Below are 25,520 nucleotides of genomic sequence, written 5' to 3' on the forward strand. Positions count from 1 at the left end.
CCTTCGCTTTTTGAGGATGCGACATGATCCAGTTTGACCAGGTAACCAAGCGCTACCCTGGCGGCCATGAGGCACTGCGCAACCTGTCATTTACCATTGAAAGTGGCGAGATGGTGTTTCTCGCCGGCCATTCCGGCGCAGGCAAGAGCACGCTGCTCAAGCTGATCGCCGGCATTGAGCGCGCCACCAGTGGCAGCGTACTGGTGAACAACCAGAACTTGAGCCGGCTGCGTGCCAGCCAGTTGCCCTATGTGCGCCAGCATATCGGCATCGTGTTCCAGGACCACAAGATCCTGTTCGACCGCAATGTGTTCGATAACGTGATGCTGCCGCTGGACATCATCGGCTTCGACCGCCGCGACGCCGCCCGTCGCGTACGCGCCGCGCTGGACAAGGTTGGCCTGGCCGGCAAGGAAAAAGTCATGCCGGTGCGCCTGTCCGGCGGTGAACAACAGCGACTGTGCATCGCTCGCGCCGTGGTACACCGCCCCAGCATCCTGCTGGCCGACGAGCCTTCGGCCAACCTTGATCGCGCCTACGCACTGGACATCATGGAACTGTTCAAATCCTTTCATCAGGTTGGCGTTACCGTGCTGATCTCGGCACATGACGAAAGCCTGATGGAAGACTATGGACGCCGCATCATTCGGCTGCGGGAGGGACAATTCGCCTCATGAAGCACTTTTTCTACCTGCACTGGCAGGATGCCAGACAGGCGCTGCGCAAGATGCTGCGCCAACCGCTTGGCAACCTGCTCAACCTGCTGATGCTGGCCATCGCCATGTCACTACCGGTCAGCCTGTATCTGACCGCCGGCAGCATCCAGCATTGGGTCGGCAAGCTTACAGCCGCGCCGCAAATTACCCTGTTCATGGAACTGTCCGCCGAACAGGCCGATATCGCCGCGGTGCAGTCCAGCCTCAGCGCCCACCCCCGGGTGGCCAGCTTCCGCTTTGTCAGCCGTGACCAGGCGCTGCACGACCTGGAACAGCGCAGTGGGCTGACCGGCATCAGCGAAGGGCTGGAAGGCAACCCGCTGCCCGATGCCTTTATTGTCACCCCCAAATCCGAGGTAGCCCCCGAGGAGCTGGACATGCTGCAGAAGGAGCTGTCCGGCCTGCCCATGGTAGAGCAATCCCAGTTTGATGCCGCCTGGGCACGCCGTCTGCACGGTCTGCTGGACCTTGCGGTGAAGCTGGCATGGTTCCTGGGCGGCGGATTCGGCCTCGCCCTGGTGCTGATTACCCATAACACCATTCGGATGCAGATCCTGGCCCGGCAGGAGGAAATCGAAGTCGCCAAACTGATTGGCGCCACCGACAGCTTTATCCGCCGCCCCTTCCTGTATCACGCCTTCTGGGTAGGCATGCTCAGCACCCTGTGTTGCTGGGGCATATCCACCCTGTTCGTGCAGCAGGCCGCGCCAGCGATCAACCAGTTTGCCAATCTTTATGGCGAGAATATCCAGCTGGCTGCACTGAACATGTTCGAACTGGGCATGCTTGCCGCCAGCAGCATCGCCCTATGCCTGCTTGGCGCCCGCCTGGCGGCAGACCACCATCTGCGCCGCGCCAGACCGCACTAAGGCTATGAAGCACATAAAAAAATATCATCAATCGGGAACTGCTTGCAGCTAGCACTCTCATAACTCGAGTGCTAACATCAGTTCAGGTTTTCTTGAGGATAAGCCATTTATGACCGCAATTGCCTTGCCCGTGCTCTCTTCCAACGGCAGCCTGGAACAGTACATCCAGACCGTGAACAGCATTCCGATGCTGTCGCAGGAAGAAGAGTTGGAGCTCGCTACGCGCCACCAGCAGGATGGTGACCTGGATGCAGCCAAGCGTCTGGTGCTGTCGCACCTGCGCGTGGTGGTGTCCATTGCCCGCGGCTACTCCGGCTATGGCCTGCAACAGGCTGATTTGATCCAGGAAGGCAATATCGGCCTGATGAAGGCGGTAAAGCGCTTCGAACCCACTCGCGGCGTGCGGCTGTTCTCCTTCGCCGTGCACTGGATCAAGGCCGAGATTCACGAATTCATCCTGCGCAACTGGCGTCTGGTGCGCATTGCCACCACCAAGCCGCAGCGCAAGCTGTTCTTCAACCTGCGCAGCATGCGCCAGAGCCTGTCTGCGCTGAGCGAGAAGGAAGCTTTCGACATTGCGCAGGAGCTGGGTGTAAAGCCGGAAGAAGTGCGCGAGATGGAAACCCGCATGAGCGGCCAGGACATCGCCCTGATGGCCGACGACGGTGACGACGAGGGCTTTGCCCCGATCGACTGGCTGGCCGATTCGCACGACGAACCCACGCGTGCGCTGGAGCGCCGTTCGCTGGATCTTCTGCAAAGCGCAGGGCTGGAACATGCACTGTCCTCGCTGGACGAGCGCAGCCGCCGCATCATCGAAGCGCGCTGGCTGGCCGACGATGGTGGCGCCACCCTGCACGAGTTGGCCGCAGAATTCGGCGTTTCCGCCGAGCGCATCCGTCAGATCGAGGCCAAGGCGCTGGGCAAGATGAAAGCAGCACTGGCCAGCGGTGACGTGATCAACGCCTGATTTGCTGCACAGCTACCGGCACGGCCAATGCCCGTGCGTTCTGCCGGCAGCAGAACAGGAAAAATGCCGCACACCTGCAAAGGCGTGCGGCATTTATTTTATCTAGCCTGCCCGACTTGCCGACTCAAGGCCGCGATTTCGCCTCTACCGCCTGCAACACAATGCTGCGCAGCTCCTGCCATGCAGGCTCATCTTCGTCCAGATCATCCAGGAACTGCCCGGCATAGGTCGGGAATGACGCCAGCGCCGCACGCAGCGTTTGCCGCGCCTTGAGCCGCTCGCCTGCCAGCGCTTCCATCTGCGCCTTGCGCAGCAATACATCCGGGTATGGCCGGTAGGCTGCCATCAGCTCCAGCCACTTGCGGTACTCATGCAAGTTACTGCGCGATGGCGTCATCACATCATCCATCAGGCCCAGTGCATGTGCAGCAAACATCGGCTCCTCGCGCATGATCTGCTCCAGCCGCGCACGCTGCTTGGGTGCAGTCGGGTAATACAGCCCCTGCATTTCCACATAACGCCAGCTGCCATAGGCAGCCAGGCCCAGCAGCAATAGCGCCACTACACGCGCCAGCATGGCCAGCTGCCGTGGCGCCGCCCGCCCTGGCGGTGGCACCAAGGTCGCCATCATCACCAGCACGGCAGGAAAATAGAGATACCACAGCGGATATTCCAGCATGCTGTGAATCAGGGTAATGCTCATGACCGCCACCGGCAGCAGCTGCGCGGCGGTCACCCGACGCGACAGATACGGCCACACCGACCAGGCAAAACCCAGCAGTACCGCCACCGTGCCGACCAACCCCATTTCCGCCAACAACTGGAAAACCAGGTTATGCGCATTGGTGAACAGCCCGCTATTGATCCCGGCGTTGGCAAACTGCGGCAGCATCTGCAAGCGCACGCTTTCCGCCGCGTACTGGCTCCAACCAATGCCGAAGCTTGGGTGCGCCTGGAACACCAGCCAGGCCTTGCCCCACTCCGCCAAGCGCCGCGCACCCATACCGTCGGCATTGCCAGTCAGGCGCTCGACTCCACTAGCCACCACCTCTCCATGCAGTAGCGGCGCCAGCAAGCGCTCCCCCAATGGCAGAGCGAACTGCATGGCGATAATGGCCAGCACTGCCAGCCACAGCATGTTGCGCATGCGGCGCGACAACTCGTCCGCTACCCGCCAGTGCCACCATGGCGCCAGCAGTGCCAGAGCCAGCGCATACAACAACACCGTACGCGAGCCGGCAAAAGCAATCGACAACGCCAGCCAGCACACCGCGAGCGCCAGCCAACGACGCGACCACTGGCCACATGCGGCCAACCAGCACGCGGCCACCACACCCCAGGTCAGATAATGTGCGTACTGATTACGCTGGCCGATATGGCCAAAAATATTGGTGGTCGGGTGCGCGCCATCATAAAACAGCACCCCACCCATGACTTGCGCCAAGCCGGTAAGCTGCGCCAGCCCGATCAGCGACTGCGCCAGGGCACCCAATAACAGCGACTTGGCCAGCAAGGTAATCACCGCCTCGCTACCTTCCGCCGCCCGCCATTGCGCCGTTACCCAGCCAAGCAGTGCCAGCGCAACAAAAGCCAATGCCGTAGCCTGATTAAGGCCAGGGAACAACAGCGTCTGAAATAGTGGCTGCACGGCCCACACCGCAGCCAGCAACAGCATCCAGATACTGGTTCGCGGCAGCTCGGCCTCCCATTGACGTGGCATGCAGCAACAAGCCAGAGCAGCCAGGATCACCACGGTGATTTCACCCCACCATTGCGGCAAGGGCAAATAATGGAAACGCGACAGAAATGGCAGCGAGGCGATGGCAGCCAGCATCAGGCCAGCCAGCGACTGACGACGCAAGAAAAAGGTCATGAACAGATGCAATCGGGCGGAAAAACGGCAAGTCTAGCCCAGCCGCCACAGACTGTAAAAAGCGCTGTGTAACGATGCCAGCGCCGGGCAACCGGAGCTGCCGCAGGAGAGATAAAAACAAAAAGCCCGATCTGCTGATCGGGCTTTTTGAAATATATGGTGGTGGGTCGTGCGGGGCTCGAACCTGCGACAAACGGATTAAAAGTCCGCTGCTCTACCAACTGAGCTAACGACCCTACCTGAGGGCTGCGTGGTGGGTCGTGCGGGATTCGAACCTGCGACCAACGGATTAAAAGTCCGCTGCTCTACCAGCTGAGCTAACGACCCTACGCATATCTCTGGGTGGTGGGTCGTGCGGGATTCGAACCTGCGACCAACGGATTAAAAGTCCGCTGCTCTACCAGCTGAGCTAACGACCCCCGAGAGAGTTCGCAACTATACGGATGCTCTTTTTCCGCGTCAAGTGTTTCTGTAAAAAATTACAAAACCACGCCTTCCCGGAACATTTACCGTAGCGTCACACTCCAGTGAGCGGTGGCTGCACGGCATCGCGCACCCACTGCTGATAAGCCGCCAGGCCCGCTGCCAGCGGCAAGGCGAGGATTTCCGGCAGCTCGTACGGGTGCAGCTCTTGGATTCTTCGTTCCAAGGATGCATATACTGTGTCAGTGGTCTTGATCAGCAGCGGCACTTCGTTGGCTGACTCCAGCTGCCCCTGCCAGCGATAAATCGACTGGCAACCCGGAAGTATGTTGACACAGGCGGCCAGCTGCTCGGCCACCAGCGTTTCCGCCAGCTGCCGCGCCTGCGTGGCATCCGGCATATTGCATATAACCAGTAACACTTTCATGCGGATATCCGTTTCATGCGTGGTTTCTTGATTTTATTGCTGCTGTACCCGTTTTTCGAAATCTACTCGCTGTTCTGGCTAGCAGATCACATTGGTGGCGGCTGGACCCTGGCCTGGGTCATTGTCAGTTTCTTTGCCGGCTCGCTGTTGATGCGCGGCAGCAAGCTGGGCGGCCTGCTGACCATTGCCGGCACCATGCGCGCCGGCAATGTCAGCCTGTTCACGCTACTGTGGCCGCTGCGCATCATGCTGGCCGGCCTGCTGCTGATGATTCCGGGCCTGCTCAGCGATCTGTTCGCGCTACTGCTGCTGTTGCCGTGGCCTGGCCCCAAGCTTGCCGACCTGAACATTCCCCAGGCACCGTTTAGCCAACCTGGACAGCAAGGCGACAATGGCAGCGCAGACATCATCGAAGGAGAGTACGAGCGGGTGGAGCCGCGCACGCCACAGGATCGCCACCTGCGCTAAGCATGCGGCAACAGGCGCTGCAGTGCCGTGACGGCGTCCAGCCCCTGCACCGCGACTATCTTGTGCCTGTTGCGCTCTCCTGACAGCAGGCTGACAGCCTTGCGCGGCACCTGCAGGCACTCCGCCAGCCACAGCAGCAGAGCGGCATTGGCCTTGCCCTCTACCGGCGGTGCGGCCAACCTGATCTTGAGCGCATCGCCATGCTCGCCAGCCACTTCGCTTTTACGAGCACCCGGCTGCACGTGCAGCGTCAGCCGGATGCCCGTCGGCTGTTCGGTCAACCATATTTTCATTACCGTCTCTTGCTTCACGCAAAGACGCCATTGTAGAACGTAACTTCCCCCAGACTGAGAGGAGCACACCATGGATATCGGCATTTCCGAACAGGACCGCGCCCAGATTGCCGACGGCTTGTCCCGACTGCTGGCTGACAGCTACACCCTGTACCTGAAGACCCATTACTTTCACTGGAACGTTACCGGGCCGATGTTTCAGACCCTGCACCTGATGTTCGAAACCCAGTACAACGAACTGGCACTGGCAGTCGACCTGGTGGCGGAGCGCATCCGTGCGCTCGGGCATGTGGCCCCTGGCAGCTACGGCGACTACGCCCGCCTGACCTCCATTACCGAAAGCAGTGGCGTACCCAAGGCGCAGGACATGATCCGCGAACTGGTACAAGGTCATGAAACCGTTTGCCGCACCGCACGCTCACTGTTCCCGCTGGTAGGCGCGGCCAGTGACGAACCCACCGCCGACCTGCTGACCCAGCGTCTGCAAGTGCATGAAAAGACAGCCTGGATGCTGCGCAGCCTGCTGGAAAACTAAGCATTTGTCAGGGCATGCTACACTGCTGGCATGCCCGCTCCACATCGCTTCAGTCCACCACCTGCCACGGTGGACCCTTCCCTGTTCAAGGTCGCGATCATGATATCGCTGGCGCTGCACCTGCTTGTTCTGGTGGCGATCAGCGGCTGGCTTCCCTCCGGCGCGCCGGCAGTCAATCTGCCGGTAAGTTCGCTGCAAGTCACCTTGCTGCCCACCCCCGCCACCAAGCGCCCCACCCAAGCACTACTGCTGGCCCAACATGACAGCGCAGGCCTGCTGCAGCAAGCAACGCAGGCCAAGCAGGCCAAAATCCAGGACAACAACCAGCCCCTTGCCCCGGAAAACCAGCAGCAGGCTACGCTGAGTTCCCCACAGCGCAGTACCCCGCGGCCGCAAGCGCAGCTTGGTAGCGCCGCCATTGGCGTGAGCTGGGCCGGCTACGTGGAAGACTGGCGCAAGCGTGTCGAACGCATCGGCAACCAGAACTACCCAGCGGAAGTCAAAGCCCAGAATCTGTATGGCAGCCTGGAACTGCTGGTGACCATTGGCGCAGATGGCGCGCTGCTGGATGTACGCCTGTTGCGCAGCTCCGGCAGCCCGGTACTGGATGCCGCCGCGCTGCGCATCGTACAACTGGCCGCCCCCTATCCGCCGTTCCCCGCAAGCCTGGCCGCCGAATACGGCTCACTGCAAGTCGTGCGAAAATGGACCTTTACCACCGCTAATCAGCTGGCCGGCAGTTAAGGACCACCTCGCCCGGCTAGCGTTGCTAGCGGCCCATGATCAGGCACAACCAAGGAATTGCCATGTACGAAGTCAACCGCAGTGTCGCCATTCTCAAGCCACGGCAGCCATTTCTGGATTGGCTGCAGCAGCTGCCGGGCTCGCTGGATGGCCAGTTGCAGCTGGCAGAGCTGCGCCGCGACTGCAATGCCCTGCTGATTCCTGCCGCCGATGACTACGCCAGTGCCGAGGATTTCGTGCGCCAGCACTACCGCACGCTGTTTGGCGCAGAACTGGCCGACTGGTGTGACGACGAGGTGTTCTGGCCGGAGATGTCACCGCAACTGTTCCTGCACTGGTTCGATGTGGAAATCCACTCGGTACTGACCGATCTGGTGGACTTTCCGCTGGAGCGCGAACCATTCGTGCCGTTCGATCTGGATCAGGAATAGCAATACCGCTTTCGGCCACCGGCTGCAGCAGCAACCGGGGCCTGCCGGCAACGTACCGGCTTTTTCCACGAGGGGAAACCATGCCACACCAAACCAGCATCAAAGTCCGCGGCTATCATCTGGACCTGTACTGCCACGTCAACAACGCCCGTTACCTGGAGTTTCTGGAGGAGGCGCGCTGGACATTCTTTGAAGATCGCGCCGACCTGCCGGCCTTCCTGGCCTCCGGCATCGCGCTGATCGTGGTCAACATCAATATTGACTACCGTCACCCGGCCACCATGAACGACGAACTGGTGATCGAAACTTCGGTAAAATCGGTAGGAAATCGCAGCAGCGTGCTGCACCAGAGCGTCCGGCTGGCCGGCAGTGACAAGATTGCCGCCTCTGCCGACGTGACCCTGGTGGCCTATAATGGCCGCCAGCAGAAGGCCATTCCTATCGAGGGCCAGCTGCGGGAACTTCTGGAAACGCTGCAGCACCAAGCCTGATCGCTGCCGCAGCACATGCGGCCAACCCGGAAGCCAACCATGAAGCTCAACCACGCCCTCACCGTTGTCCTGCTTGCTGCCAGTACGCTGCTGGCCGGCTGTTTCACCGACGGCGCACCGGCAGTGCAGTACACCAGCCTGAGCGGCCAGCAAGCCAGCACCGACAGCCTGAAGGGCAAGGTGGTGCTGGTGAACTTCTGGGCTACCAGCTGCAGTGGCTGCATGGCAGAAATGCCCAAGCTGGTTGCCACCCAGCAGAAATACGGCGCGCAGGGCTACCAGACCGTGGCCGTGGCCATGAGCTACGACCCACCGAACTATGTGCAGAGCTATGTCAGCGACAAGAAGCTACCGTTCTTTGTCACCCTGGATAGCCAGGGCAGCATTGCCAAGGCCTTCGGCGACATCCAGCTCACCCCGACCTCGATCCTGATCGACAAGCAGGGCAATATCATCAAGCGCTTCGTTGGCGAACCCAACTTCGATGAGCTGCACCAGCTGATCGAGCAGAATCTCAAGGCCTGAGTCAATGCCGTAAAAAAGCCGCTTTCAGCTGAAAGCGGCTTTTTTCATGCCTGCGGATTTACTTGCGAGCCGCGCACACCGGGCAGTCCGGATCGCGTGGCACCTTCAGTTGGCGGAAGCTGCCATCCAGCGCATCGTACAGCGTCAGCTGCCCCAGGGTTGGCCGTAAGCCCGCCAGCAGCTTGATCGCCTCTACCGCCTGCAGGCTGCCGATCACCCCCACCAGCGGTGCCAGCACGCCAAAGGTGGCACACGGCCCATCGCTGGCCTCACCCTCCTCCGGAAACAGGCAGTGGTAGCACGGCGATGCCGCATCACGGGTGTCGTACACCGCCAGCTGCCCGGAAAAACGCACCGCAGCACCGGAGACCAGCGGCACCCCGGCCTGCACGCAGGCACGATTGATGGCATGGCGGGTAGCGAAATTATCCGAGCAATCCAGCACCAGGTCGTGTGCCGCCACCTCGGCGGCCAGTTGCTCACCCTGCAGGCGCTCGGCCAGTAGCCGCAGCTGCACGTCCGGATTGATCGCCGCCAGCCGCGTGGCTGCGGAGGCCACCTTGTGCTGCCCCAGCGTGTTCATGTCGTGGATGATCTGGCGCTGCAGATTGGTCAGCTCCACCGTATCGTCATCCACCAGTGTCAGCTGACCGATACCGGCACTGGCCAGGTACAGCAGCGCCGGCGCGCCCAGGCCACCGGCCCCCACCACCAGCACGCGTGCGGCCAACAGCCGCTCCTGGCCCACTACGTCGATTTCCGGCAGCAGGATGTGCCGGCTGTAGCGCAGCAGTGCTGCGTCGTCGAGTTCTTTGTTCATGATGCAAAAACGGCCGCCAAGGCGGCCGTCCCGTAAGTTGTTGCGCCGTTTATTCCTCGGCGGTCTTGCGACTGAATTTCACGCCCAGCTGCTTGAGCTTGCGGTACAGGTGGGTGCGTTCTAGCCCCACCTTCTGCGCCACGCGGCTCATATTGCCGTTTTCCAGCACGATGTGGTACTCGAAATAGCGGCGCTCCAACTGTTCGCGCAGCTCACGCAGCGGCAGGTTGAAGTCGAAGCCGGTTTCTTCCACTGGTTTTTCGTGGCGGAATTGCGCCAGCACCTTGTTCACCTCGCTGACGTCGATCTCTTCCGCTTCGGTCGTCAGCCCCAGGCTCTTGATGATGCTGCGCAACTGTTCCAGGTTGCCCGGCCAGTCATACTGACGCATGGCGTTGAGTGCCGCGGTAGTGAGCTTGCGCGATGGGATCTGCTTGGACTCCACCAGCTCGTGCAGGATCTGCTCGGCGATGAAGATGATGTCTTCCGCATGCTCGCGCAGCGGCGGAATCGGCACGATCACGCTGGATAGCGCGGTGAGCATGCGATTGTCGCACTCCGGGTCTACCAGCAACTCCTGCAGCGGGCGGCTGCAGGAGCACACCAGGCGCACGTTGAAGCGATCCAGCTTGGACAGCAGGAACAGCAGGCCCTGCTGGGTGCGACGGTTGTACTGGCCGATCTCCGGCAGGAACAGCACACCATTGTTAGCCTTTTGCAGCAGCTCCAGCGGAGCATCCGCCAGCTGTTCCAGCTTGGCCGGCATCACCCACGGCATGTTGCCGTGGTGGAAGAAACGTGCCACCAGCTCAAAACCCACGCCCGGCTCACCGGTAAGCAGCACCGGCGATTTCACCTTGGACACGCGATCGAGCTGACGCTTCAATTCCTGGATCGGCGCACTCTTACCCAGTTTGTCCAGGTTCAGCGAAGTGTTAGCCTGCATGTCGCCATACTTGAGCGCACGGTGCACCGTGCTCAGCAGCTTCTGCAGTGCGATCGGCTTTTCCAGAAAATCGAAAGCCCCGATACGGGTGGCCTCCACCGCGGTATCGATGCTGGCATGGCCGGACATCATCACTACCGGCATGTTCAGTTGCCCGGACTTGGCCCACTCCTTGAGCAGGGTGACGCCATCACAGTCCGGCATCCAGATATCCAGCAGTACCAGCGCGGGTCGGGTCTGACCTCGCAACTGGCGGGCCACCTCGGCGTTTTCGGCAAGCGCTACGGTAAAACCTTCGTCCTGCAGGATCTCCGAGAGCAATTCCCGGATACCGATTTCGTCGTCAACAATCAGAATGTCGCTGCTACGCATTAAGCCTCCAGCAATGGCAGGGTGAGAAGGATCCGCGCGCCGCCATTGTCACCGTTGGCCAGTTGAACCTGACCATGGTGTTCCTCCACTATTTTCTTAACTACCGCAAGGCCCAGCCCCGTGCCCTTCGCCTTGGTTGTTACATAAGGCTCAAAAGCACGGTGCAGTATGTCTGCCGTGAACCCTGCGCCGTTGTCTTGCACACAAACGAGCGCGTTCCTTCCTTCTAGTCGGCTGCTAATGTGAATCATCGGGATGTCAGCGTCAAGGACTGCATCTTGTGCGTTCTGCAGAAGATTGTGCAGTACCTGGCGCAGCAGCGCGGTATCGCCCATCAACGGCAGGGCTTCGCTGCACAGCTCCGCCTTCACCGCCGGGTTGCTCTCGTACAGTATCAACACCTCGCGAATCAAGGTGTTGAGCTCCAGCGGCACCAGCTTGGTACGCGGAGCGCGGGCATAGTCGCGGAACGCATCCACCATGCCTTTGAGCGCGGCAACCTGCTTGATGATGGTATCGGTGGCGCGGCGCAGCATGTCGGCATCCGGCCCTTCCAGCTTGTCGGCCAGCTTCATCGCCAGCCGTTCGGCCGACAGCTGGATCGGCGTCAGCGGGTTGCGGATCTCGTGTGCCAGCCGCTTGGCCACCTCGCCCCAGGCGGCATCGCGCTGGGCACGGCCCAGCTCGGTGATATCGTCGAACACCACCACGTAGCCGGTACCGGAGCGCTCCGGCAGCACCGCGCCGCGTACCACCAGCTGACGCTGGCCATGCACGCCGTTGTAGTCGATCTGCTGCTGCCAGTCATGCGGACTGACATTGCTTGCTTCACGCAGGATGGTATCCACCAGCGGCGCCAGTTCCGGCAGCAAGGCAGGCCACACTTGCAGCTCCTGCGTGGCGAGCGCCTCGAAATCCACCCCCAGAATGCGCCCGGCACTGGTGTTGGCCGCACGCAGGTTCCAGTTGCTGTCAAAGGCCACCACCCCGGCAGAGAGGTTGGCAAGAATGCTTTCCAGGTACAGCTTGCCCGCCTCCAGCAAACGGCGGTTTTCGTCGGCGGCATAGCGCGCCTCTTCCAGCTGCTGCGTCATGCGGTTGAACATGGTGGTGAGAATGCCCAGCTCATCCTTGCGGTACACCGGATGGCGCTTGGAGTAGTCGCCCTGCGCCACCGCGCGCGTGCCTGCGGCCAACTCCGACAGCGGCGCGGACAGGCGCTCGGAAATGAACAGCGCGAAGGCCAGCGCCGCGGTGAGCGCCAGCAGGAATACCAGCGCCAGCGTCAGCATGTAGAAGGTCTTCAGGCCATCGCGCGCCAGCACCAGCTGGCGATAGTCGGCGCGCGCCTCCTCGATCAGCTCCGCATCGCGGGCGATCTGGCGCGGCGCCGGCTGGATCAGCTGCACCACCAGCGATTCGTCGGTAACGTAGCTGCGATACGGCAGCAATACCTTGAGCAGCAGACCGCTACTGGGGTCGTTGTCGATACTCTCGTGCTGCTTACGACCCTGCAGCGCGCGCAGCACCTCGTAATCCGGCGCCCGCGGCAGGTAACGCAGTTCATCCGGCCCGGCAAAACTCACCAGTTTGCCCTGCCGGGTGTAGACGGCAATTTCCTCCACCCCCAGCTGTTCGCGCAGGCGTGCCAGCCGGCTGGTGAGATCGCGCTCGCTCTGGTCGGTAATATCATTGGCCACCACCCGTGCCTTGCGCGACAGGTCGTTGAGCACATAGCCCAGCGCATTGCGGCCCAGCTCCAGGCCTCGATCCAGCGCGGTTTCCACCTGCACGTTGAACCAGCTCTCGATACTGCGGGTCAGGAACTGTGCCGAAACGGTGAACACCAGCATGCCGGGCAGCAGTGCCACCACGGTGAACATCACCACCATCTTCTGGGTGAGCTTGGCGCCGAACTCGCGGCTTTTCACCCGTCGGCGCAAGCGCAGCACCTGACGCAGCACAATGCCCAGCAGGCCGGCCAGGCCCAGCACGTTGGCGCCGAATACCCACCAGTAGTACTCGGCGAGCTTGGAGGTGTTGCCGGTGGAAATGGCCAGCAGGTACATCAGCACCACGCCCAGCGCGGCAGCTATCGCCGGGTAACGCATCAGCTGCCCCCCCCGACCGCCACGTGACTCCACGGCGACTCCATCCCCCAGTCACCAGCCCCCAGGGCATTGAGCTGGAATGGGCGCGGCAGCTGGCCAATATCCAGCTCCAGCTTGATGCGGCCTTTCAGCAGCTTACGGTCTTCCTCGTCCCAGTCACTGACATCCAGCACGTGCCAGCCGGCAATGCTGCCCACTGCCGCCATCGCCTCGGCCAGGGTGTTGTAGTTGTTGGCCAGGCCGCCAATCACCACCCGGTAGCGGTTGGTCAGCCGGTAGTACATCACCTTGAAGCTCAGGGTGGCAGTGGGGTCGAATAGATGCTTGAGCCGCAGCCAGTAGGCACTGCTGCGCGGGTGGGTAAGCTCGAAGGTCAGGCGGAAGGTCAGTGGAATGCCTTGCTGGATGGCATCCTGCAGGTTGCCGGGCAGCACGACCTGGTAACGCGAGGAAATTGCCAGAGCATTGTCTTCCACCTCGGCGCGGGCGCGCAGCGAAGTGATGCCTTCGGCTGCCTGTGCCGACAGCGGCAGCAGGCAGGCAGCCAGCAGTAGCAGGCTAAGAACGTTTCGCCAGTAGCGCGTAGTAAAAGCCGTCATGTTCCGCAGTGGGCAGCAATTGTTCGTCTTGTAGTAGCTGAGCGTCGGGGTGACGCTGCAGGAAGGCTTCCACCTGCTGACGGTTCTCCTCCGGCATGATGGAACAGGTGGCGTACAGCATTTTGCCACCGGCGGCCAGCAGCGGCCACAGCGCATCGCTCAAGGCCCCCTGCTGCTGCCCCAGCGCGGCAAAATCGGCCGGGCGACGCAGCCACTTGATATCGGGATGGCGGCGCACCACGCCGCTGGCCGAGCACGGTACGTCGGCCAGGATGCGGTCGAACGGCTTGCCATCCCACCACACCGCCGGCTGACCGGCATCGGCGGCGACAACGTTGGCCGCAAGTCCCAGCCGCACCAGGTTGTCCGTCACTCGCGTCAGGCGTGCGGCATCCACGTCCAGCGCGGTCAGTTCGATGTCGGCCAGCTCCAGCAGATGACCGCTCTTGCCACCCGGCGCGGCACAGGCGTCCAGCACCCGCATGCCGTGCTGCACGTCCAGCCAGCGCGCGGCCTGCTGTGCGCCCCAGTCCTGCACCGACACGCGGCCATCGGCAAAACCCGGCAGCTCACGCACATTGCATGGCACTTCCAGCAATACCGCGTGACTATCCAGCGCCCGTGCCGCCATGCCCTGTGCGGCCAACTCGGCCACGTAACCAGCGGCATCGCCATGGCGGGCATTGACCCGCAGCGTCATCGGCGGGTGACGGTTGCTCTCGTCCAGGATGTCGGCCCACTGCGCCGGATAGGCCGCACGCAAGCGCTGCAGCCACCAGCGCGGGTGGTTGTAGCGCGCCTCGTTGTCGCGCTGCGCTGCGGCCAGCAGCTCGTCGCGCTGGCGCAGGGCATTGCGCAGCACGCCGTTCACCAGGCCCTTGAACTTGCCGTGCGCCAGCTTGGCCGCAGCATTCACCGCCTGATCCACTACCGCGTAGTCAGCGGCGCGGGTGTGCAACAGCTGGTACAGCGCTACCAGCAGCAGGCGCTCGATCTCCGGCACCGGCAACGGTTTGGGTACCAGCCGGCGCAGCACGAAACGCAACTGGCCCAGCTGGCGCAGGCTGCCATAGGTGATGTCCTGCAGTGCTCCGCGTTCTGCGGGGCTAAGTTCCTGCTTGCGCTGGGCCTGGGCCAGCGCTTCGGTCAGGGTGCGGCCCTTCTCGACGCGTTCGAGCACGCCGGCAGCCAATTCCTGGATAAGGTGCATATTTAGGTTCCAACAAGAGGGTGCCTCGAAAACCCCCGGTTTCTAAGCGAGACAAAGCGCACGCGCAAAATCCCGACGCAGCATATGGGTGATATGTGAGGAGGGATTTTGCGTGAGCAACGCAGTATCGCGACGAAAGCGAGGGGTTTGCGAGGTGCCCAAGAAAACCGGCCACCATCCCGCAGATGGGACGGTGGCCGTGATTCGACTGTGCGGATGATACCGGTTCAGCGCATGCCGCGGGCAATCTCCTGCAGCCGGGCGATGCGGTCTTCGGTATGCGGGTGGGTGCGGAACAGGCCGCTGATGCCGCCACCGGACAGCGGGTTGATGATCATCATCTGCGCGGTTTCCGGATGCGCCTCGGCAGCAGGCATCGGCCGGCCCTGCGCGTAGTACTCGATCTTCTGCAGCGCGGCTGCCAGCGACAGCGGGTCGCCGCTGATCTCGGCGCCGCCACGGTCCGCCTCGAATTCGCGGGCGCGCGAAATCGCCATCTGGATCAGGCTGGCGGCCAACGGTGCCAGTATCGCCACCGCGATGGCAGCAATCGGGTTCACCGGACGGCCGTCTTCATCGCGGCCGCCAAAGAACATGGCGAAGTTGGCCAGTGCGGAAATGGCACCGGCCATGGTGGCGCTGATGGTGGAAATCAGCGTGTCGCGGTGCTGTACGTGCGCCAGTTCGTGCGCCATCACCCCGCGCAGCTCGCGGTAGCTGAGCATGCGCATGATGCCGGTGGTGGCTGCCACAGCCGCGTTTTCCGGGTTGCGCCCGGTGGCGAAGGCGTTGGGCTGGTCTTCATGAATCACGTACACCCGCGGCATCGGCATGCCGGCACGCTGTGCCAGCTCGGCCACCATGCCGTACAGCTCCGGTGCGGAGTGGGCGTCCACCTCCTGGGCGTTGTACATACGCAACACCATTTTGTCGGAGTTCCAGTAGGCGAAGATATTCATGGCGCCACCGAACAGCAGAGCCAGCAGCATGCCGCTCTTGCCTCCGATCATGCCGCCGATCACGGCAAACAAGGCCACGATGGCCGCCATCAACACCGTGGTCTTCAACCAGTTAAAGCCCATAGCCGTTCCCTCTTTCAGTCAAGCGCTACCCATGAGATGCGGGCAGGTTTTGGAGCCTCAAGCCCCCAGCACGGTTCCCGCCAGCGCACTGCGCCCGGCAGCAAACTCGCGTGCGGCCAACCGCTTGCTGCCAGCAGCCTGCAGCTCGGTGATGCGCACCAGACCGTGACCGCTGCCCACCACCACACCGTCGGCATCGGCGCGCAGCACCTCGCCTGGTGCGCCCTGGCCGTCCAGCGCCTCGGCAAACCACAGCTTGAGCGGCTCGCCGGCCAGCAGGGTGTGCGCGCCAGGCGCCGGGTTGTAGGCGCGGATGGCGCGGGCGATGTCGGCGGCCGGCAGCGTCCAGTCCACGCGCGCCTCTTCCTTGCTGAGCTTGGCGGCATAAGTCACGCCATCTTCCGGCTGCACTGTCGGCTGACAGCTATCCAGCACCGCCAGAGTGCTGACAATGGCCTCGGCCCCCAGCACTGCCAGCTTGTCGTGCAGGCTGGCTGCGGTATCGCTGGCACTGATCGCCAGCGGGTGCACGCTAAGCATGTCGCCGGTATCCAGGCCCACGTCCATCTGCATGATGGTGATGCCGGTTTCGGCATCACCTGCCAGGATGGCGCGCTGGATCGGCGCAGCACCGCGCCAGCGCGGCAGCAGCGAGGCATGGATGTTGAGGCAGCCGCGCGCCGGCATGTCCAGCACGACCTTGGGCAGCAGCAGGCCATAGGCCGCCACTACCATCACCTCGGCGCCCACCTCGGACACCAGCGCCTGTGCTTCCGGGGTTTTCAGCGTCAGCGGCTGCTCCACGCGCAGGCCATGCTGCAGCGCCAGCTCCTTCACCGGGCTGGGCTTGAGCTTCATGCCACGCCCGGCGGGGCGGTCCGGCTGGGTCAGTACCAGTGCTATCTCGTGGCCGGCGGCAAGCAGTGCTTCCAGCGCCTTGGCGGCGAATACCGGCGTGCCGGCAAAAATCAGTTTCATCGGGAATCCTCAAATGCCGCGGGGCACGACTGGCGTGCCCCGCGTCAAGCTGCGGCCAGGTTGGCCGCAAGCTTACATGGTGTGTTTTTCGCGCTTCTTGAGCTTGGTCTTGATGCGGTTCTGCTTCAGTTCGGACAGGTACTCCACGAACACCTTGCCGTCGAGATGATCCACCTCGTGCTGCAGGCAGATTGCCAGCAGGCCATCGGTCTCCAGCTCGAATGGCTTGCCGTGGCGATCCTGGGCACGCACTTTCACGTGCTCGGCGCGGGTCACCTTGTCGTAGATGCCGGGCACTGACAGGCAGCCTTCCTCGTATACCGTCTCGCCGTCTTTCTGCAGGAATTCCGGGTTGATGAATACGTAGGGCGCCGATTTGTCCTCGGAAATATCGATAACGATCAGCCGCTGGTGGAAGTCCACCTGGGTGGCGGCCAGGCCGATACCACGTGCTTCGTACATGGTTTCGAACATGTCATCGATCTGTTTTTGCAGTGCTGCATCAAAAACTTCTACCGGCCTGGCTACCTTGTGCAAGCGCGGATCGGGATAATGAAGGATATTGAGTAATGCCATAATCAAAACCGTTCCAGTTGAGGATGCCGACACGGCTGTCAATAATGCGGTCAGCATCCGGTGAAATGCGTTTTCCGTCCAGTGCCGGCTACAGATGGGGTCACTTTCCGATGTTCAAACCTATTATATCTCTTGTCCTGGCCGTTGGCCTGTCCGCCCCGGCCATCGCCGATACCCTGCAGTTGCGCGAGGATGCGCCGCAACGCTACGTGGTGAAGAAGGGCGATACGCTGTGGGACATCTCCGGCAAATACCTGAAATCGCCATGGAAGTGGCCGCAGCTGTGGCGGATGAATCGCGCCGAGATCAAGAACCCGCACTGGATCTACCCCGGTGACGTGCTGTACCTGGAATACGTGAATGGCCAGCCGGTACTGCGCATCGGCAACAACCGCACGGTGAAGCTGTCGCCGCAGGTACGCAGCACCGCGCTGGACGAAGCCATCACCATGATTCCGGCCAAGGTGATCGAACCCTTCCTCAAGCGCCCGCTGCTGGTGGATGACACCGCCGAGTACGAGCGTGCCCCGCGCATTGTCGCCACCCAGGAAAACCGCGTGATCCTGTCCACCATGGACCCGGCCTACGCCACCGGCCTCAATGCGGGAGGGGTGTGGCAGGCCTACCGCATGGGCCGCCCGGTAGTGGACCCGGACAGCAAGGAGCTGCTGGGGCACGAGGTGGTCTACGGTGGCGAACTGCAGGTGCGCAAGCTCGACCAGGTCAGCACCCTGCTGGTGGGCAAGGTCAATGAGGAAATCCTGATTGGCGACCGCCTGGCGCACAAGGCGGAAAAGGAAGACCTGCAATATATCCCGCATGAGCCGCCAGCCGGGCTGCAAGGCAAGATCGTGCAAAGCGTCAACGGCGTGAACGAGATCGGCCAGCTATACAGCGTGGTGATCAACCGCGGCCTGCGCGAAGGCGTGGAAGTCGGCCATGTGTTCGGCATCTACCGCGCGCCCAAGATCATCAAGGTGGAAAACCAGGGCCAGCCGCAGCAGCTGACCATGCCCAGCGAAAAGATCGGCGACATGATCGTCTACCGCGTGTTCCAGAAAGCATCCTATGCCCTGGTGCTGCGCGCCACCCAGCCTGCTTTCGTAGGTGACCGCGTCGCCGCGCCCGAATGAGTGACAGCCTGCTGCAATGGGCCACGCTGGCGCTGTCGCCCGGCGTCGGCCCGCAGCGTTTCCTGCAGCTGATCCAGCGTTTCGGCAATGCCGCCGCGGTGCTGGCAGCACGGCCAGCACAGCTGGAAGGCATCCTGGAACGCGATATTGCCGAGCAACTGGGCGGCGAACTGGCGCGCGAGGCCGCCAGCGCGGCACTCGCCTGGGCCGAGGCCGACAACTGCCAGCTCATCACCCTGCTGGACGACGACTACCCCACCCAGCTGGCCGAAGCCGGCGCCGCGCCGCCATTGCTGTTCGCGCGCGGCCGGCGCGAGCTGCTGCAACGGCCGATGCTGGCCATGGTCGGCAGCCGCAACTCCACCGCCCAGGGGGACGAGCATGCCCGCAGCTTCGCCCGCAACCTGGCGGCCAACGGCTACAGCATCGTCAGCGGCCTGGCAGAAGGCATCGATGCCGCCGCACACGAAGGCGCGCTGACGCAGCCGGCCAGTACCGTGGCGGTGATCGGCACCGGCATCGACCGTGTCTACCCCGCTCGCAACCGCGCGCTGGCACACCAGATTGCCGAACAGGGGCTGATCCTGTCGGAGTTCCCGCTTGGCGCCCCGCCAGCCGCGCAGAACTTTCCGCGCCGCAACCGCATCATCGCCGGGCTGGCCCGTGGCTGCCTGGTGGTGGAGGCCACGCTGCAAAGCGGCTCGCTGATCACCGCGCGGCTGGCGCTGGAAGCCGGGCGCGAGGTAATGGCCATACCCGGCTCCATCCTCAACCCGCAGGCACGCGGCTGCCACCGGCTGATCAAGGATGGCGCCAGGCTGGTGGAAACCGTGGACGATGTGCTGGACGAGGTTGGCCGCATCGCCCCCGCCCCTCCCCGTCCCGCGGCGAGCACCAGGATCGCGGACAGCCCGCCGGCAACCGGCATCCTGCAGGCAATGGGCTTCGATCCGGTGGATATCGACACTCTGGCCGGACGGCTCGGGTTGACGCCGGGGGAGGTTTACGCGATGCTTCTCGAGCTTGAAATACAAGGCCATGTTGACAGCATGCCGGGCAGTCGCTATCAGCGACGGGCCAGCATCGATGACGCGGCCTGCTAACCGGTTGATTTGCCTGAATGTTTGATGTCCTTGCCTACCTGCTGGAAGAGTTCAGCGACCCTGACAACTGCCCGGCGCATGAAGATCTGGGCCGTCAGCTGGCGGCTGCCGGTTTCGAAAACGATGAAATCAGCAATGCGCTGGAATGGCTGGATGGCCTGAACAGCCTCAATGAAGGCGCCTACCAGGGTGCCAACGAAGGCAGCGGCATGCGCGTGTTCCACGATGAGGAAATCGAGCGCCTGCCCACCGAGGTACGTGGCCTGATCCTGTTCCTGGAAGCCAATGGCGCCCTGTCTCCTGCGCAGCGCGAGATGCTGATCGACCGCCTGCTGGCCATGCCGGACGACGAGATTTCCCTGCCCACCGCCAAGCTCGCGGCACTGATGGTGCTGTGGGCGCAGCGGGCCGAGCTGCCGGTACTGGTAGGCGAGGATCTGCTGACTGCGCTGCATGGCGAACCCACCATGCAGTAAGGCGCTGGCCGGCTTTGCCGCGCCACCCTGCATGCTTCAGACAAGAGCGCCGACTTGCGCTCTTGTTTTGTTTGATGAATACACAATATTGTCGTCCTGACTGTCGGGACCTCTGCAGAAACGATCCACATGCCCACTAGCCTGCTGATTGTCGAATCGCCCTCCAAGGCGAAGACCCTGAAAAAATACCTGGGGGGGGACTTTGAAGTCCTCGCCTCCTACGGCCACGTGCGCGACCTGATCCCCAAGAACGGTGCGGTGGATCCGGAAAAAGACTTCGCCATGAAGTACCAGCTGATCGCGCGCAACAGCAAGCACGTCGACGCCATCATCGACGCGGTGGCCAAGGTGGACCACGTCTACCTGGCAACTGACCCGGACCGCGAAGGCGAGGCGATTTCCTGGCACCTGGTGGAAATCCTCAACAAGAAAAAGCTGTTGAAGGACAAGACCGCGCAGCGCGTGGTTTTCCACGAGATCACCAAGAACGCGGTGCTGGATGCCATTGCCCACCCGCGCGATATCTCGCAAGAGCTGGTGGATGCGCAGCAGGCGCGCCGTGCGCTGGACTACCTGGTGGGCTTCAACCTGTCGCCGCTGCTGTGGAAGAAAATCCGCCGCGGCCTGTCCGCCGGCCGCGTGCAGAGCCCGGCGCTGCGCCTGATCTGCGAGCGCGAGCACGAGATCAAGGCCTTCGTGTCGCAGGAATACTGGACGGTGCACCTGGACAGCCACAAGAGCCGCACCAAGTTCAGCGCCAAACTCAATGAGTTCGCCGGCAAGAAGCTGGAGCAGTTCGATATTCCCGATGATGCCGAGCAGGCGCGCCTGCTGGCCGCGCTACAGGGCCACAGCGCCCAGGTTGGCCGCATCGAGAAGAAAAAGAAAACCCGCAACCCGGCGGCACCGTTCACCACCTCCACCCTGCAGCAGGAGGCAGTGCGCAAGCTGGGCATGACCACCGACCGCACCATGCGTACCGCGCAGCAGCTGTACGAAGGTATCGACATCGGCCAGGGCACCGTCGGCCTGATCACCTATATGCGTACCGACTCGGTGGCGCTGGCCAATGAGGCGGTGGAAGAAATCCGCAGCTACATCACCGAGCGCTTCGACGGCGACCACCTGCCGAAGAACCCGGTTACCTACAAGAACAAGTCCAAGAACGCGCAGGAAGCGCACGAGGCGATCCGCCCGACCTCCATCCTGCGCACGCCGGAATCAGTCAAAGCCTTCCTCACCGCCGACCAGTTCAAGTTGTACGAGATGATCTGGAAGCGCACCCTGGCCTGCCAGATGGCGCCGGCCAAGTTCGACACCACCAGCATCGATATCCATGTTGGCGAAGGCGTGTTCCGCGCCAGCGGCCAGGTACTGGTGTTCGGCGGCTTCCTGTCGGTGTACGAGGAAGACGTGGACGACGCCGAGGACGAGGAAAACGCCAAGCTGCCGCTGCTGGAAGAAGGCGAAACCCTGCCGGTGGACAAGCTGTACAGCGAGCAGCACTTCACCCAGCCGCCGCCGCGCTTCTCCGAAGCCAGCCTGGTGAAGGCACTGGAAGAATTCGGCATCGGCCGCCCTTCCACCTACGCCAGCATCATCTCCACGCTGAAGGATCGCGAGTACGTGATCCTGGACAAGAAGCGCTTCTTCCCCACCGACACCGGCGACATCGTCAACAAGTTCCTCACCGAACACTTCGCCCAGTACGTGGACTACAACTTCACCGCCAAGCTGGAAAACCAGCTGGACGAAATCGCCAGCGGCCAGCGCCAATGGGTGCCGGTGATGGATAGCTTCTGGAAAGGCTTCCACAAGCAGATCACCGAGAAGGAAGGCATAAGCCGCGCCGAGGTCACTACCGAGAGCCTGGACGAAGCCTGCCCGAAATGCGGCCAACCGCTGTCGATCAAGTTCGGCAAGCGCGGCCGCTTCATCGCCTGTACCGGCTACCCGGACTGCGACTACACCCGCAACGTGGGCGAAACCGCAGAGCAGGCCGCCGCCGAAGCCGAAGCGCCAACCGTGATCGAAGATCGCACCTGCCCGGACTGCGGTGGCGAGCTGCACATCAAGAAAGGCCGCTACGGCAAGTTCATCGGCTGTGCCAACTATCCGAAGTGCAAGCACATCGAGCCGTTGGAAAAACCGCGCGACACCGGCGTTACCTGCCCGCAGTGCAAGGCCGGCAGCCTGATCGAGCGCAAGAGCCGCTACGGCAAGCTGTTCTACAGCTGCAACACCTACCCCAAGTGCACCTACGCCACCTGGAACCCGCCGATCGCCGAGACCTGCCCGAAATGCCAATGGCCGGTGCTGACCATCAAGACCACCAAGCGCCGCGGCACCGAGAAGGTATGCCCGCAGAAGGAATGCGGCTACGCCGAGCAGATCGCGCCACCGGAAGGCAAGGAAGCCGAGGCCTGATGCGGCCAACGTTGGCCGCAAGCCGATCTCCCGAAACCGCCCTTCAGGGCGGTTTTTCTTTGTCGGCGCCTACTTTTTGCGCTGGCATCCCTCCGGGCAGTGGCTATGATTCAGGCAAGGGAGCACGCCGGAGATTGTCATGCGGGAAGTGCATCCGGAGCGATGATCGCGCTCCATTCCCGACGGGCTCCCCTCAACACGCCGCCAACGCGCGGCGTTTCGCATTGGCGCATGCCGCCCATGACGGATGTGCAAGCGGAGTATCCGCATCATGCCAAACAGCCAATTTTTCTTTGTGGGCGCCAGCGTACTCAGTCTGATGTTTGCCGCCGATGGCGCCTGGCCCTTGCTGGGCTTCTCTCTGCTGGTGATGTTTACCGGCATCTGGCGCGCGGATCAGGAACAGCTTGCCGACATGACGCCCAGCACGCTGGCGATGTTCCTGGCGCGCCAGGAGCTGCCGCTGCTGCCGCTGGAGCGCTTTCGCGGCCAGGAGCTGCTGCGCTACGAGAGCGGCTGCCCGGTGTACCGCATCCTGCGGGCTGGTGGATGTGAATGGGAGTTGGTCGAAGAACCGCCGAGCATGGAGCCTGGCGGCGACTATATTCGTGTCTATCCAGGGCTCTTGTACCGATGCCGGAAATCATGACCAGCCGTGGCCAGTACCTGCTTGAGCAGCCACCTGAAACAAGAGTCAGTATAATTGGCTGTCATTTCTGCAAGCACAGCCATGCTCCTCACCCTCAAGCTGATTCTGGTTCCCTGCCTGCTATATGCCCTAGCGCAAAGCGGTAAATGGTGGGGGCAGCATGTTGCCGGCAGGCTGACGGCACTCCCCTGGGTAGCAGGCCCGATACTCGCCATTCTGGCGCTGGAGCAGGGCAAGCACTTTGCAGCCCAGGCTGCATCGATGTCGGTGGCGGCGGTTGCCGCATCGGAAGCTTTCAACCTGGCTTATGCCCGCAACAGTCATCGTGGATGGCAACTTGCCACCCTTGCCGGCATATCTTTATGGACGGCAACGGCCGCCCTGCTTCCCGGCATAGGTCCAGGATTGGGCCCTGCGATCATCGTAGCGCTGCTGGCCAGCTATCTGAACAGCAGGCTGCTACCGCCCCGCGACAAAACGCATGCTGCTTCTGCCAGTCGGCAAAGTCCCTTGGGTTTACGCTTGCTGGCGGGTGCAAGTCTGACACTATTGACCAGCTTCATCGCAGCGCATGCCGGCCCGCAATGGGGAGGCACTTTTGCGGTGTTCCCGATACTGGGCTGTCTGCTGGCAATCGAGATACATCGTTACCAAAACGTCAGCGCAGTGAATGATCTGATGCATGGCATGAGCGCGGGACGTCCGGCCTTCATTGCCTTCTGCGGGATTATGGCCGTGTGCCTTGAGCGCACCGGCATCTGGCAAAGCATCGCGATAGCCATACTGGGCTGCCTGGCGATAAGCGAGCTGCAACGTCGCCTGCTGCGCTGATTACGGGTAAAACAACACCAGCGCCCACATGGCGGCCAGGTTGAGCAGGCCCAGCAGCTGGGCGGCGCTGCCCATGTCCTTGGCGCGCTTGGCCAGTGGGTGACGTTCCAGCGAGGTGTGGTCCACCGCGGCCTCGATAGCGGAATTCAGCAGCTCGATCACCAGCGTGGCCAGCGAGGCGGCCACCAGCAGCGCCTTGCCCACACCGCTTGCCGGTACCGCGAAGATAGCCAGCGGAATCAGCACCACCGCCAGCAGCGACAACTGGCGGAAAGCATCCTCGTGGCGCAGCGCCGCGCGCAGGCCATCCAGCGAATAGCCCAGCGCATTGCTCAGGCGCTTGAGACCGGTCTTGCCCTTGAACGGGCTCTCCTTGTGCAGCGTCATGGTGTTCCTGTTAGGTGAATGACAGCAGGCTTGAGGCGCCACTGGAGCCGCGCCTGCATGGCCGGGCCGAGCCAGGCTTCGCCGCGGCCATCGATCAACAGCCAGCCTCCCAGGCCGAAACGGCGGGCATAGTTGGCCGCAGCGGCAGCCCCGGCAAAGTACAGCGGCTTGCTGGCGACATCCGACAGCAGGCCGGCATCCGGCCCCGGCCGGGCCAGTACCGACACCGATTGTACGCGACAGTCGGCGTTGCCATCGCGCGGGTCGATCAGGTGGCAGTAGCGCCGGCCGCCCAGTTCGAAGTAGCGCTGGTAGTCGCCGGAAGTGCCCAGTGCCTCGCCATCCGCCAGCGCGATGCTGGCCATGGCCTCGCCACGGCGCGGATGGCGGATGCCGACCTGCCACGGCGTGCCATCCGGCTTTTTCCCCAGCGCGATGATATTGCCGCCGATATTCAACAATGCCGAGCTGATGCCAGCCTTAAGCAGCTGGCGGCGGGCCCGATCCAGCGCCCAGCCCTTGGCCATGCCGCCGAAATCCAGCTGCATGGCCCGGGTGCGGCCAACCATCCGCCCGCTACCGGCCTGCAGATCGGCCAGGCGTGGCCGTGCCGCCAGCAGCGCGGCCAGCTGCTCAGGTGCCGGCAGGCGGGCAGCGTAGCTATCGGCATGAAAACCCCAGGCCGCCACCAGCGCACCGATTGCCGGCGAGAACAGACCATCGGACTGCGCTTCCAGCCGCTGGCCCTTGGCGATCAGTTCCGCCAGCTCCGGCGAGGGCGTAAACGGCTGCCCGGCGGCCAGCGCGCGGTTGACCGCCGCCAGCTCGCCATCCAGCGCCCAGGCATGCAGTTGCCGGTGCAGGCGGTCGAGGTCTGCCAGCACCGCGCCGGCGGCGCGTGCGGCCAACGCCTGATTATCGGCATACAGTGTCAGCTCCACGCGGGTGCCGAACACATAGCTTTCCTGCTGGTAAGGCTCCGGTTCGCGGCTGCAGGCCGCCAGTGCCAAAACGACAAGGGCGGCCAAGGCCGCCCTTTGCCGATGACGCATCAG

The 25,520-nt window shown here is 62.7% G+C and carries 28 protein-coding genes and 3 tRNA genes; 15 read left to right on the forward strand and 16 right to left on the reverse strand.

Translation table 11 applies throughout. From position 1 onward, the window contains the following. The first annotated feature begins 23 nt into the window (after positions 1-23). The 3 genes from ftsE to rpoH all read left to right on the forward strand — a co-directional run bounded on the left by ftsE (position 24) and on the right by rpoH (position 2,555). Positions 24-677 carry a cell division ATP-binding protein FtsE gene (gene ftsE, locus ACFOKJ_RS10190; RefSeq protein ID WP_390279205.1) on the forward strand — a complete coding sequence of 218 codons (654 nt, stop codon included), beginning with the start codon at positions 24-26 and terminating at the stop codon, positions 675-677. After that, positions 674-1,585: a permease-like cell division protein FtsX gene (ftsX, locus tag ACFOKJ_RS10195; protein WP_390279207.1), complete on the forward strand. Its 912-nt coding sequence runs from the start codon at positions 674-676 to the stop codon at positions 1,583-1,585. The genes ftsE and ftsX overlap by 4 nt, the downstream gene beginning before the upstream one ends. A 109-nt stretch (positions 1,586-1,694) precedes the next feature. Beyond that, positions 1,695-2,555, forward strand: a complete 861-nt coding sequence (gene rpoH / locus ACFOKJ_RS10200) for an RNA polymerase sigma factor RpoH (RefSeq protein WP_390279208.1) — start codon at positions 1,695-1,697, stop codon at positions 2,553-2,555. A 124-nt stretch (positions 2,556-2,679) separates the two neighbouring features. Here rpoH and ACFOKJ_RS10205 read toward each other — a convergent pair whose 3' ends face one another. The 5 genes from ACFOKJ_RS10205 to cutA all read right to left on the reverse strand — a co-directional run bounded on the left by ACFOKJ_RS10205 (position 2,680) and on the right by cutA (position 5,278). Continuing rightward, a complete protein-coding gene (locus ACFOKJ_RS10205) occupies positions 2,680-4,428 on the reverse strand; it encodes a PglL family O-oligosaccharyltransferase (protein ID WP_390279210.1) in 1,749 nt (582 codons plus the stop codon). A 160-nt stretch (positions 4,429-4,588) separates the two neighbouring features. After that, positions 4,589-4,664, reverse strand: a tRNA-Lys gene (locus ACFOKJ_RS10210). A gap of 15 nt (positions 4,665-4,679) precedes the next feature. Beyond that, positions 4,680-4,755: transfer RNA gene (locus ACFOKJ_RS10215), tRNA-Lys, on the reverse strand. A 16-nt stretch (positions 4,756-4,771) separates the two neighbouring features. After that, positions 4,772-4,847: transfer RNA gene (locus tag ACFOKJ_RS10220), tRNA-Lys, on the reverse strand. 98 nt (positions 4,848-4,945) lie between these two features. Beyond that, positions 4,946-5,278 (reverse strand): divalent-cation tolerance protein CutA, encoded by a 333-nt coding sequence (gene cutA, locus ACFOKJ_RS10225; RefSeq protein WP_390279212.1) that lies wholly within the window; start codon positions 5,276-5,278, stop codon positions 4,946-4,948. A 15-nt stretch (positions 5,279-5,293) separates the two neighbouring features. Here cutA and ACFOKJ_RS10230 point away from each other — a divergent pair, with 15 nt between their 5' ends. Further along, positions 5,294-5,746 carry an FxsA family protein gene (locus ACFOKJ_RS10230; protein ID WP_390279214.1) on the forward strand — a complete coding sequence of 151 codons (453 nt, stop codon included), beginning with the start codon at positions 5,294-5,296 and terminating at the stop codon, positions 5,744-5,746. On the opposite strand, the gene ACFOKJ_RS10235 is transcribed toward ACFOKJ_RS10230, so the two are convergent. Beyond that, a complete protein-coding gene (locus ACFOKJ_RS10235; protein ID WP_390279216.1) occupies positions 5,743-6,039 on the reverse strand; it encodes a DUF167 domain-containing protein in 297 nt (98 codons plus the stop codon). The two genes, ACFOKJ_RS10230 and ACFOKJ_RS10235, sit on opposite strands and share 4 nt — an antisense overlap. Positions 6,040-6,109: 70 nt before the next feature. Between ACFOKJ_RS10235 and ACFOKJ_RS10240 the strand changes: the two genes are divergently transcribed. The 5 genes from ACFOKJ_RS10240 to ACFOKJ_RS10260 all read left to right on the forward strand — a co-directional run bounded on the left by ACFOKJ_RS10240 (position 6,110) and on the right by ACFOKJ_RS10260 (position 8,765). After that, entirely contained in the window at positions 6,110-6,574 is a 465-nt protein-coding gene (locus ACFOKJ_RS10240; protein ID WP_390279218.1) for a Dps family protein, read from the forward strand. Positions 6,575-6,604: 30 nt separating this feature from the next. Next, positions 6,605-7,318, forward strand: coding sequence for an energy transducer TonB (locus ACFOKJ_RS10245; RefSeq protein ID WP_390279220.1), 714 nt, complete (start codon positions 6,605-6,607; stop codon positions 7,316-7,318). 62 nt (positions 7,319-7,380) lie between these two features. Continuing rightward, entirely contained in the window at positions 7,381-7,749 is a 369-nt protein-coding gene (locus ACFOKJ_RS10250) for a VacJ (RefSeq protein ID WP_390279222.1), read from the forward strand. 80 nt (positions 7,750-7,829) lie between these two features. Next, positions 7,830-8,240: an acyl-CoA thioesterase gene (locus ACFOKJ_RS10255; protein WP_390279224.1), complete on the forward strand. Its 411-nt coding sequence runs from the start codon at positions 7,830-7,832 to the stop codon at positions 8,238-8,240. 39 nt (positions 8,241-8,279) lie between these two features. Further along, positions 8,280-8,765: a TlpA family protein disulfide reductase gene (locus ACFOKJ_RS10260; protein ID WP_390279226.1), complete on the forward strand. Its 486-nt coding sequence runs from the start codon at positions 8,280-8,282 to the stop codon at positions 8,763-8,765. Positions 8,766-8,823: 58 nt separating this feature from the next. On the opposite strand, the gene ACFOKJ_RS10265 is transcribed toward ACFOKJ_RS10260, so the two are convergent. The 8 genes from ACFOKJ_RS10265 to def form a co-directional block, all read right to left on the reverse strand. Further along, entirely contained in the window at positions 8,824-9,585 is a 762-nt protein-coding gene (locus ACFOKJ_RS10265; protein ID WP_390279228.1) for a HesA/MoeB/ThiF family protein, read from the reverse strand. A gap of 49 nt (positions 9,586-9,634) precedes the next feature. Beyond that, the gene (locus ACFOKJ_RS10270; RefSeq protein ID WP_390279230.1) at positions 9,635-10,903 is read right to left on the reverse strand and encodes a sigma-54-dependent transcriptional regulator; all 1,269 of its coding nucleotides are present in this window, start codon (positions 10,901-10,903) and stop codon (positions 9,635-9,637) included. Beyond that, on the reverse strand, positions 10,903-13,047 hold the full coding sequence (locus tag ACFOKJ_RS10275; protein ID WP_390279231.1) for a sensor histidine kinase: 2,145 nt from the start codon (positions 13,045-13,047) through the stop codon (positions 10,903-10,905). Before ACFOKJ_RS10275 ends, ACFOKJ_RS10270 begins: the two co-directional genes overlap by 1 nt. Beyond that, the gene (locus ACFOKJ_RS10280) at positions 13,014-13,613 is read right to left on the reverse strand and encodes a DUF4390 domain-containing protein (protein WP_390279233.1); all 600 of its coding nucleotides are present in this window, start codon (positions 13,611-13,613) and stop codon (positions 13,014-13,016) included. Before ACFOKJ_RS10280 ends, ACFOKJ_RS10275 begins: the two co-directional genes overlap by 34 nt. Further along, positions 13,573-14,823, reverse strand: coding sequence for a 16S rRNA (cytosine(967)-C(5))-methyltransferase RsmB (gene rsmB / locus ACFOKJ_RS10285; protein WP_390279235.1), 1,251 nt, complete (start codon positions 14,821-14,823; stop codon positions 13,573-13,575). The genes ACFOKJ_RS10280 and rsmB overlap by 41 nt, the downstream gene beginning before the upstream one ends. 227 nt (positions 14,824-15,050) lie before the next feature. After that, on the reverse strand, positions 15,051-15,905 hold the full coding sequence (gene htpX, locus ACFOKJ_RS10290; protein WP_390279237.1) for a zinc metalloprotease HtpX: 855 nt from the start codon (positions 15,903-15,905) through the stop codon (positions 15,051-15,053). A gap of 57 nt (positions 15,906-15,962) precedes the next feature. Beyond that, positions 15,963-16,883 carry a methionyl-tRNA formyltransferase gene (gene fmt / locus ACFOKJ_RS10295; RefSeq protein ID WP_390279239.1) on the reverse strand — a complete coding sequence of 307 codons (921 nt, stop codon included), beginning with the start codon at positions 16,881-16,883 and terminating at the stop codon, positions 15,963-15,965. A gap of 72 nt (positions 16,884-16,955) precedes the next feature. Then, entirely contained in the window at positions 16,956-17,459 is a 504-nt protein-coding gene (def, locus tag ACFOKJ_RS10300; RefSeq protein WP_390279241.1) for a peptide deformylase, read from the reverse strand. Positions 17,460-17,569: 110 nt separating this feature from the next. On the opposite strand from def, the gene ACFOKJ_RS10305 reads away from it, so the two are divergent. From ACFOKJ_RS10305 to ACFOKJ_RS10330, 6 genes are all read left to right on the forward strand, one after another. Further along, positions 17,570-18,592, forward strand: a complete 1,023-nt coding sequence (locus ACFOKJ_RS10305; protein ID WP_390279243.1) for a LysM peptidoglycan-binding domain-containing protein — start codon at positions 17,570-17,572, stop codon at positions 18,590-18,592. Beyond that, complete coding sequence (gene dprA / locus ACFOKJ_RS10310) at positions 18,589-19,695, forward strand: DNA-processing protein DprA (protein WP_390279245.1); 1,107 nt, start codon at positions 18,589-18,591, stop codon at positions 19,693-19,695. Before ACFOKJ_RS10305 ends, dprA begins: the two co-directional genes overlap by 4 nt. Before the next feature lie 17 nt (positions 19,696-19,712). Next, the gene (locus ACFOKJ_RS10315) at positions 19,713-20,171 is read left to right on the forward strand and encodes a DUF494 family protein (protein WP_390279247.1); all 459 of its coding nucleotides are present in this window, start codon (positions 19,713-19,715) and stop codon (positions 20,169-20,171) included. Between the two features lie 129 nt (positions 20,172-20,300). Continuing rightward, positions 20,301-22,598: a type I DNA topoisomerase gene (gene topA, locus ACFOKJ_RS10320; protein WP_390279249.1), complete on the forward strand. Its 2,298-nt coding sequence runs from the start codon at positions 20,301-20,303 to the stop codon at positions 22,596-22,598. Positions 22,599-22,869: 271 nt separating this feature from the next. After that, positions 22,870-23,247 carry a hypothetical protein gene (locus tag ACFOKJ_RS10325; RefSeq protein ID WP_390279251.1) on the forward strand — a complete coding sequence of 126 codons (378 nt, stop codon included), beginning with the start codon at positions 22,870-22,872 and terminating at the stop codon, positions 23,245-23,247. A gap of 81 nt (positions 23,248-23,328) precedes the next feature. Continuing rightward, entirely contained in the window at positions 23,329-24,078 is a 750-nt protein-coding gene (locus ACFOKJ_RS10330; RefSeq protein ID WP_390279252.1) for a hypothetical protein, read from the forward strand. Here ACFOKJ_RS10330 and ACFOKJ_RS10335 read toward each other — a convergent pair whose 3' ends face one another. After that, positions 24,079-24,465 carry a diacylglycerol kinase gene (locus tag ACFOKJ_RS10335; RefSeq protein WP_390279254.1) on the reverse strand — a complete coding sequence of 129 codons (387 nt, stop codon included), beginning with the start codon at positions 24,463-24,465 and terminating at the stop codon, positions 24,079-24,081. Beyond that, the gene (locus tag ACFOKJ_RS10340; RefSeq protein ID WP_390279256.1) at positions 24,462-25,493 is read right to left on the reverse strand and encodes an FAD:protein FMN transferase; all 1,032 of its coding nucleotides are present in this window, start codon (positions 25,491-25,493) and stop codon (positions 24,462-24,464) included. The genes ACFOKJ_RS10335 and ACFOKJ_RS10340 overlap by 4 nt, the downstream gene beginning before the upstream one ends. Positions 25,494-25,520: the final 27 nt, after the last annotated feature.

This window comes from Vogesella amnigena (assembly GCF_042648905.1).
In the GTDB taxonomy this organism is placed as follows: domain Bacteria; phylum Pseudomonadota; class Gammaproteobacteria; order Burkholderiales; family Chromobacteriaceae; genus Vogesella; species Vogesella amnigena.

Coding starts and splice junctions, on each gene's coding strand:
- ftsE (WP_390279205.1), top strand. CDS start 24: ATGATCCAGTTTGACCAGGTAACCAAGCGCTACCCTGGCGGCCATGAG.
- ftsX (WP_390279207.1), top strand. CDS start 674: ATGAAGCACTTTTTCTACCTGCACTGGCAGGATGCCAGACAGGCGCTG.
- rpoH (WP_390279208.1), top strand. CDS start 1,695: ATGACCGCAATTGCCTTGCCCGTGCTCTCTTCCAACGGCAGCCTGGAA.
- ACFOKJ_RS10205 (WP_390279210.1), bottom strand. CDS start 4,428: ATGACCTTTTTCTTGCGTCGTCAGTCGCTGGCTGGCCTGATGCTGGCT.
- cutA (WP_390279212.1), bottom strand. CDS start 5,278: ATGAAAGTGTTACTGGTTATATGCAATATGCCGGATGCCACGCAGGCG.
- ACFOKJ_RS10230 (WP_390279214.1), top strand. CDS start 5,294: ATGCGTGGTTTCTTGATTTTATTGCTGCTGTACCCGTTTTTCGAAATC.
- ACFOKJ_RS10235 (WP_390279216.1), bottom strand. CDS start 6,039: ATGAAAATATGGTTGACCGAACAGCCGACGGGCATCCGGCTGACGCTG.
- ACFOKJ_RS10240 (WP_390279218.1), top strand. CDS start 6,110: ATGGATATCGGCATTTCCGAACAGGACCGCGCCCAGATTGCCGACGGC.
- ACFOKJ_RS10245 (WP_390279220.1), top strand. CDS start 6,605: ATGCCCGCTCCACATCGCTTCAGTCCACCACCTGCCACGGTGGACCCT.
- ACFOKJ_RS10250 (WP_390279222.1), top strand. CDS start 7,381: ATGTACGAAGTCAACCGCAGTGTCGCCATTCTCAAGCCACGGCAGCCA.
- ACFOKJ_RS10255 (WP_390279224.1), top strand. CDS start 7,830: ATGCCACACCAAACCAGCATCAAAGTCCGCGGCTATCATCTGGACCTG.
- ACFOKJ_RS10260 (WP_390279226.1), top strand. CDS start 8,280: ATGAAGCTCAACCACGCCCTCACCGTTGTCCTGCTTGCTGCCAGTACG.
- ACFOKJ_RS10265 (WP_390279228.1), bottom strand. CDS start 9,585: ATGAACAAAGAACTCGACGACGCAGCACTGCTGCGCTACAGCCGGCAC.
- ACFOKJ_RS10270 (WP_390279230.1), bottom strand. CDS start 10,903: ATGCGTAGCAGCGACATTCTGATTGTTGACGACGAAATCGGTATCCGG.
- ACFOKJ_RS10280 (WP_390279233.1), bottom strand. CDS start 13,613: ATGACGGCTTTTACTACGCGCTACTGGCGAAACGTTCTTAGCCTGCTA.
- rsmB (WP_390279235.1), bottom strand. CDS start 14,823: ATGCACCTTATCCAGGAATTGGCTGCCGGCGTGCTCGAACGCGTCGAG.
- htpX (WP_390279237.1), bottom strand. CDS start 15,905: ATGGGCTTTAACTGGTTGAAGACCACGGTGTTGATGGCGGCCATCGTG.
- fmt (WP_390279239.1), bottom strand. CDS start 16,883: ATGAAACTGATTTTTGCCGGCACGCCGGTATTCGCCGCCAAGGCGCTG.
- def (WP_390279241.1), bottom strand. CDS start 17,459: ATGGCATTACTCAATATCCTTCATTATCCCGATCCGCGCTTGCACAAG.
- ACFOKJ_RS10305 (WP_390279243.1), top strand. CDS start 17,570: ATGTTCAAACCTATTATATCTCTTGTCCTGGCCGTTGGCCTGTCCGCC.
- dprA (WP_390279245.1), top strand. CDS start 18,589: ATGAGTGACAGCCTGCTGCAATGGGCCACGCTGGCGCTGTCGCCCGGC.
- ACFOKJ_RS10315 (WP_390279247.1), top strand. CDS start 19,713: ATGTTTGATGTCCTTGCCTACCTGCTGGAAGAGTTCAGCGACCCTGAC.
- topA (WP_390279249.1), top strand. CDS start 20,301: ATGCCCACTAGCCTGCTGATTGTCGAATCGCCCTCCAAGGCGAAGACC.
- ACFOKJ_RS10325 (WP_390279251.1), top strand. CDS start 22,870: ATGCCAAACAGCCAATTTTTCTTTGTGGGCGCCAGCGTACTCAGTCTG.
- ACFOKJ_RS10330 (WP_390279252.1), top strand. CDS start 23,329: ATGCTCCTCACCCTCAAGCTGATTCTGGTTCCCTGCCTGCTATATGCC.
- ACFOKJ_RS10335 (WP_390279254.1), bottom strand. CDS start 24,465: ATGACGCTGCACAAGGAGAGCCCGTTCAAGGGCAAGACCGGTCTCAAG.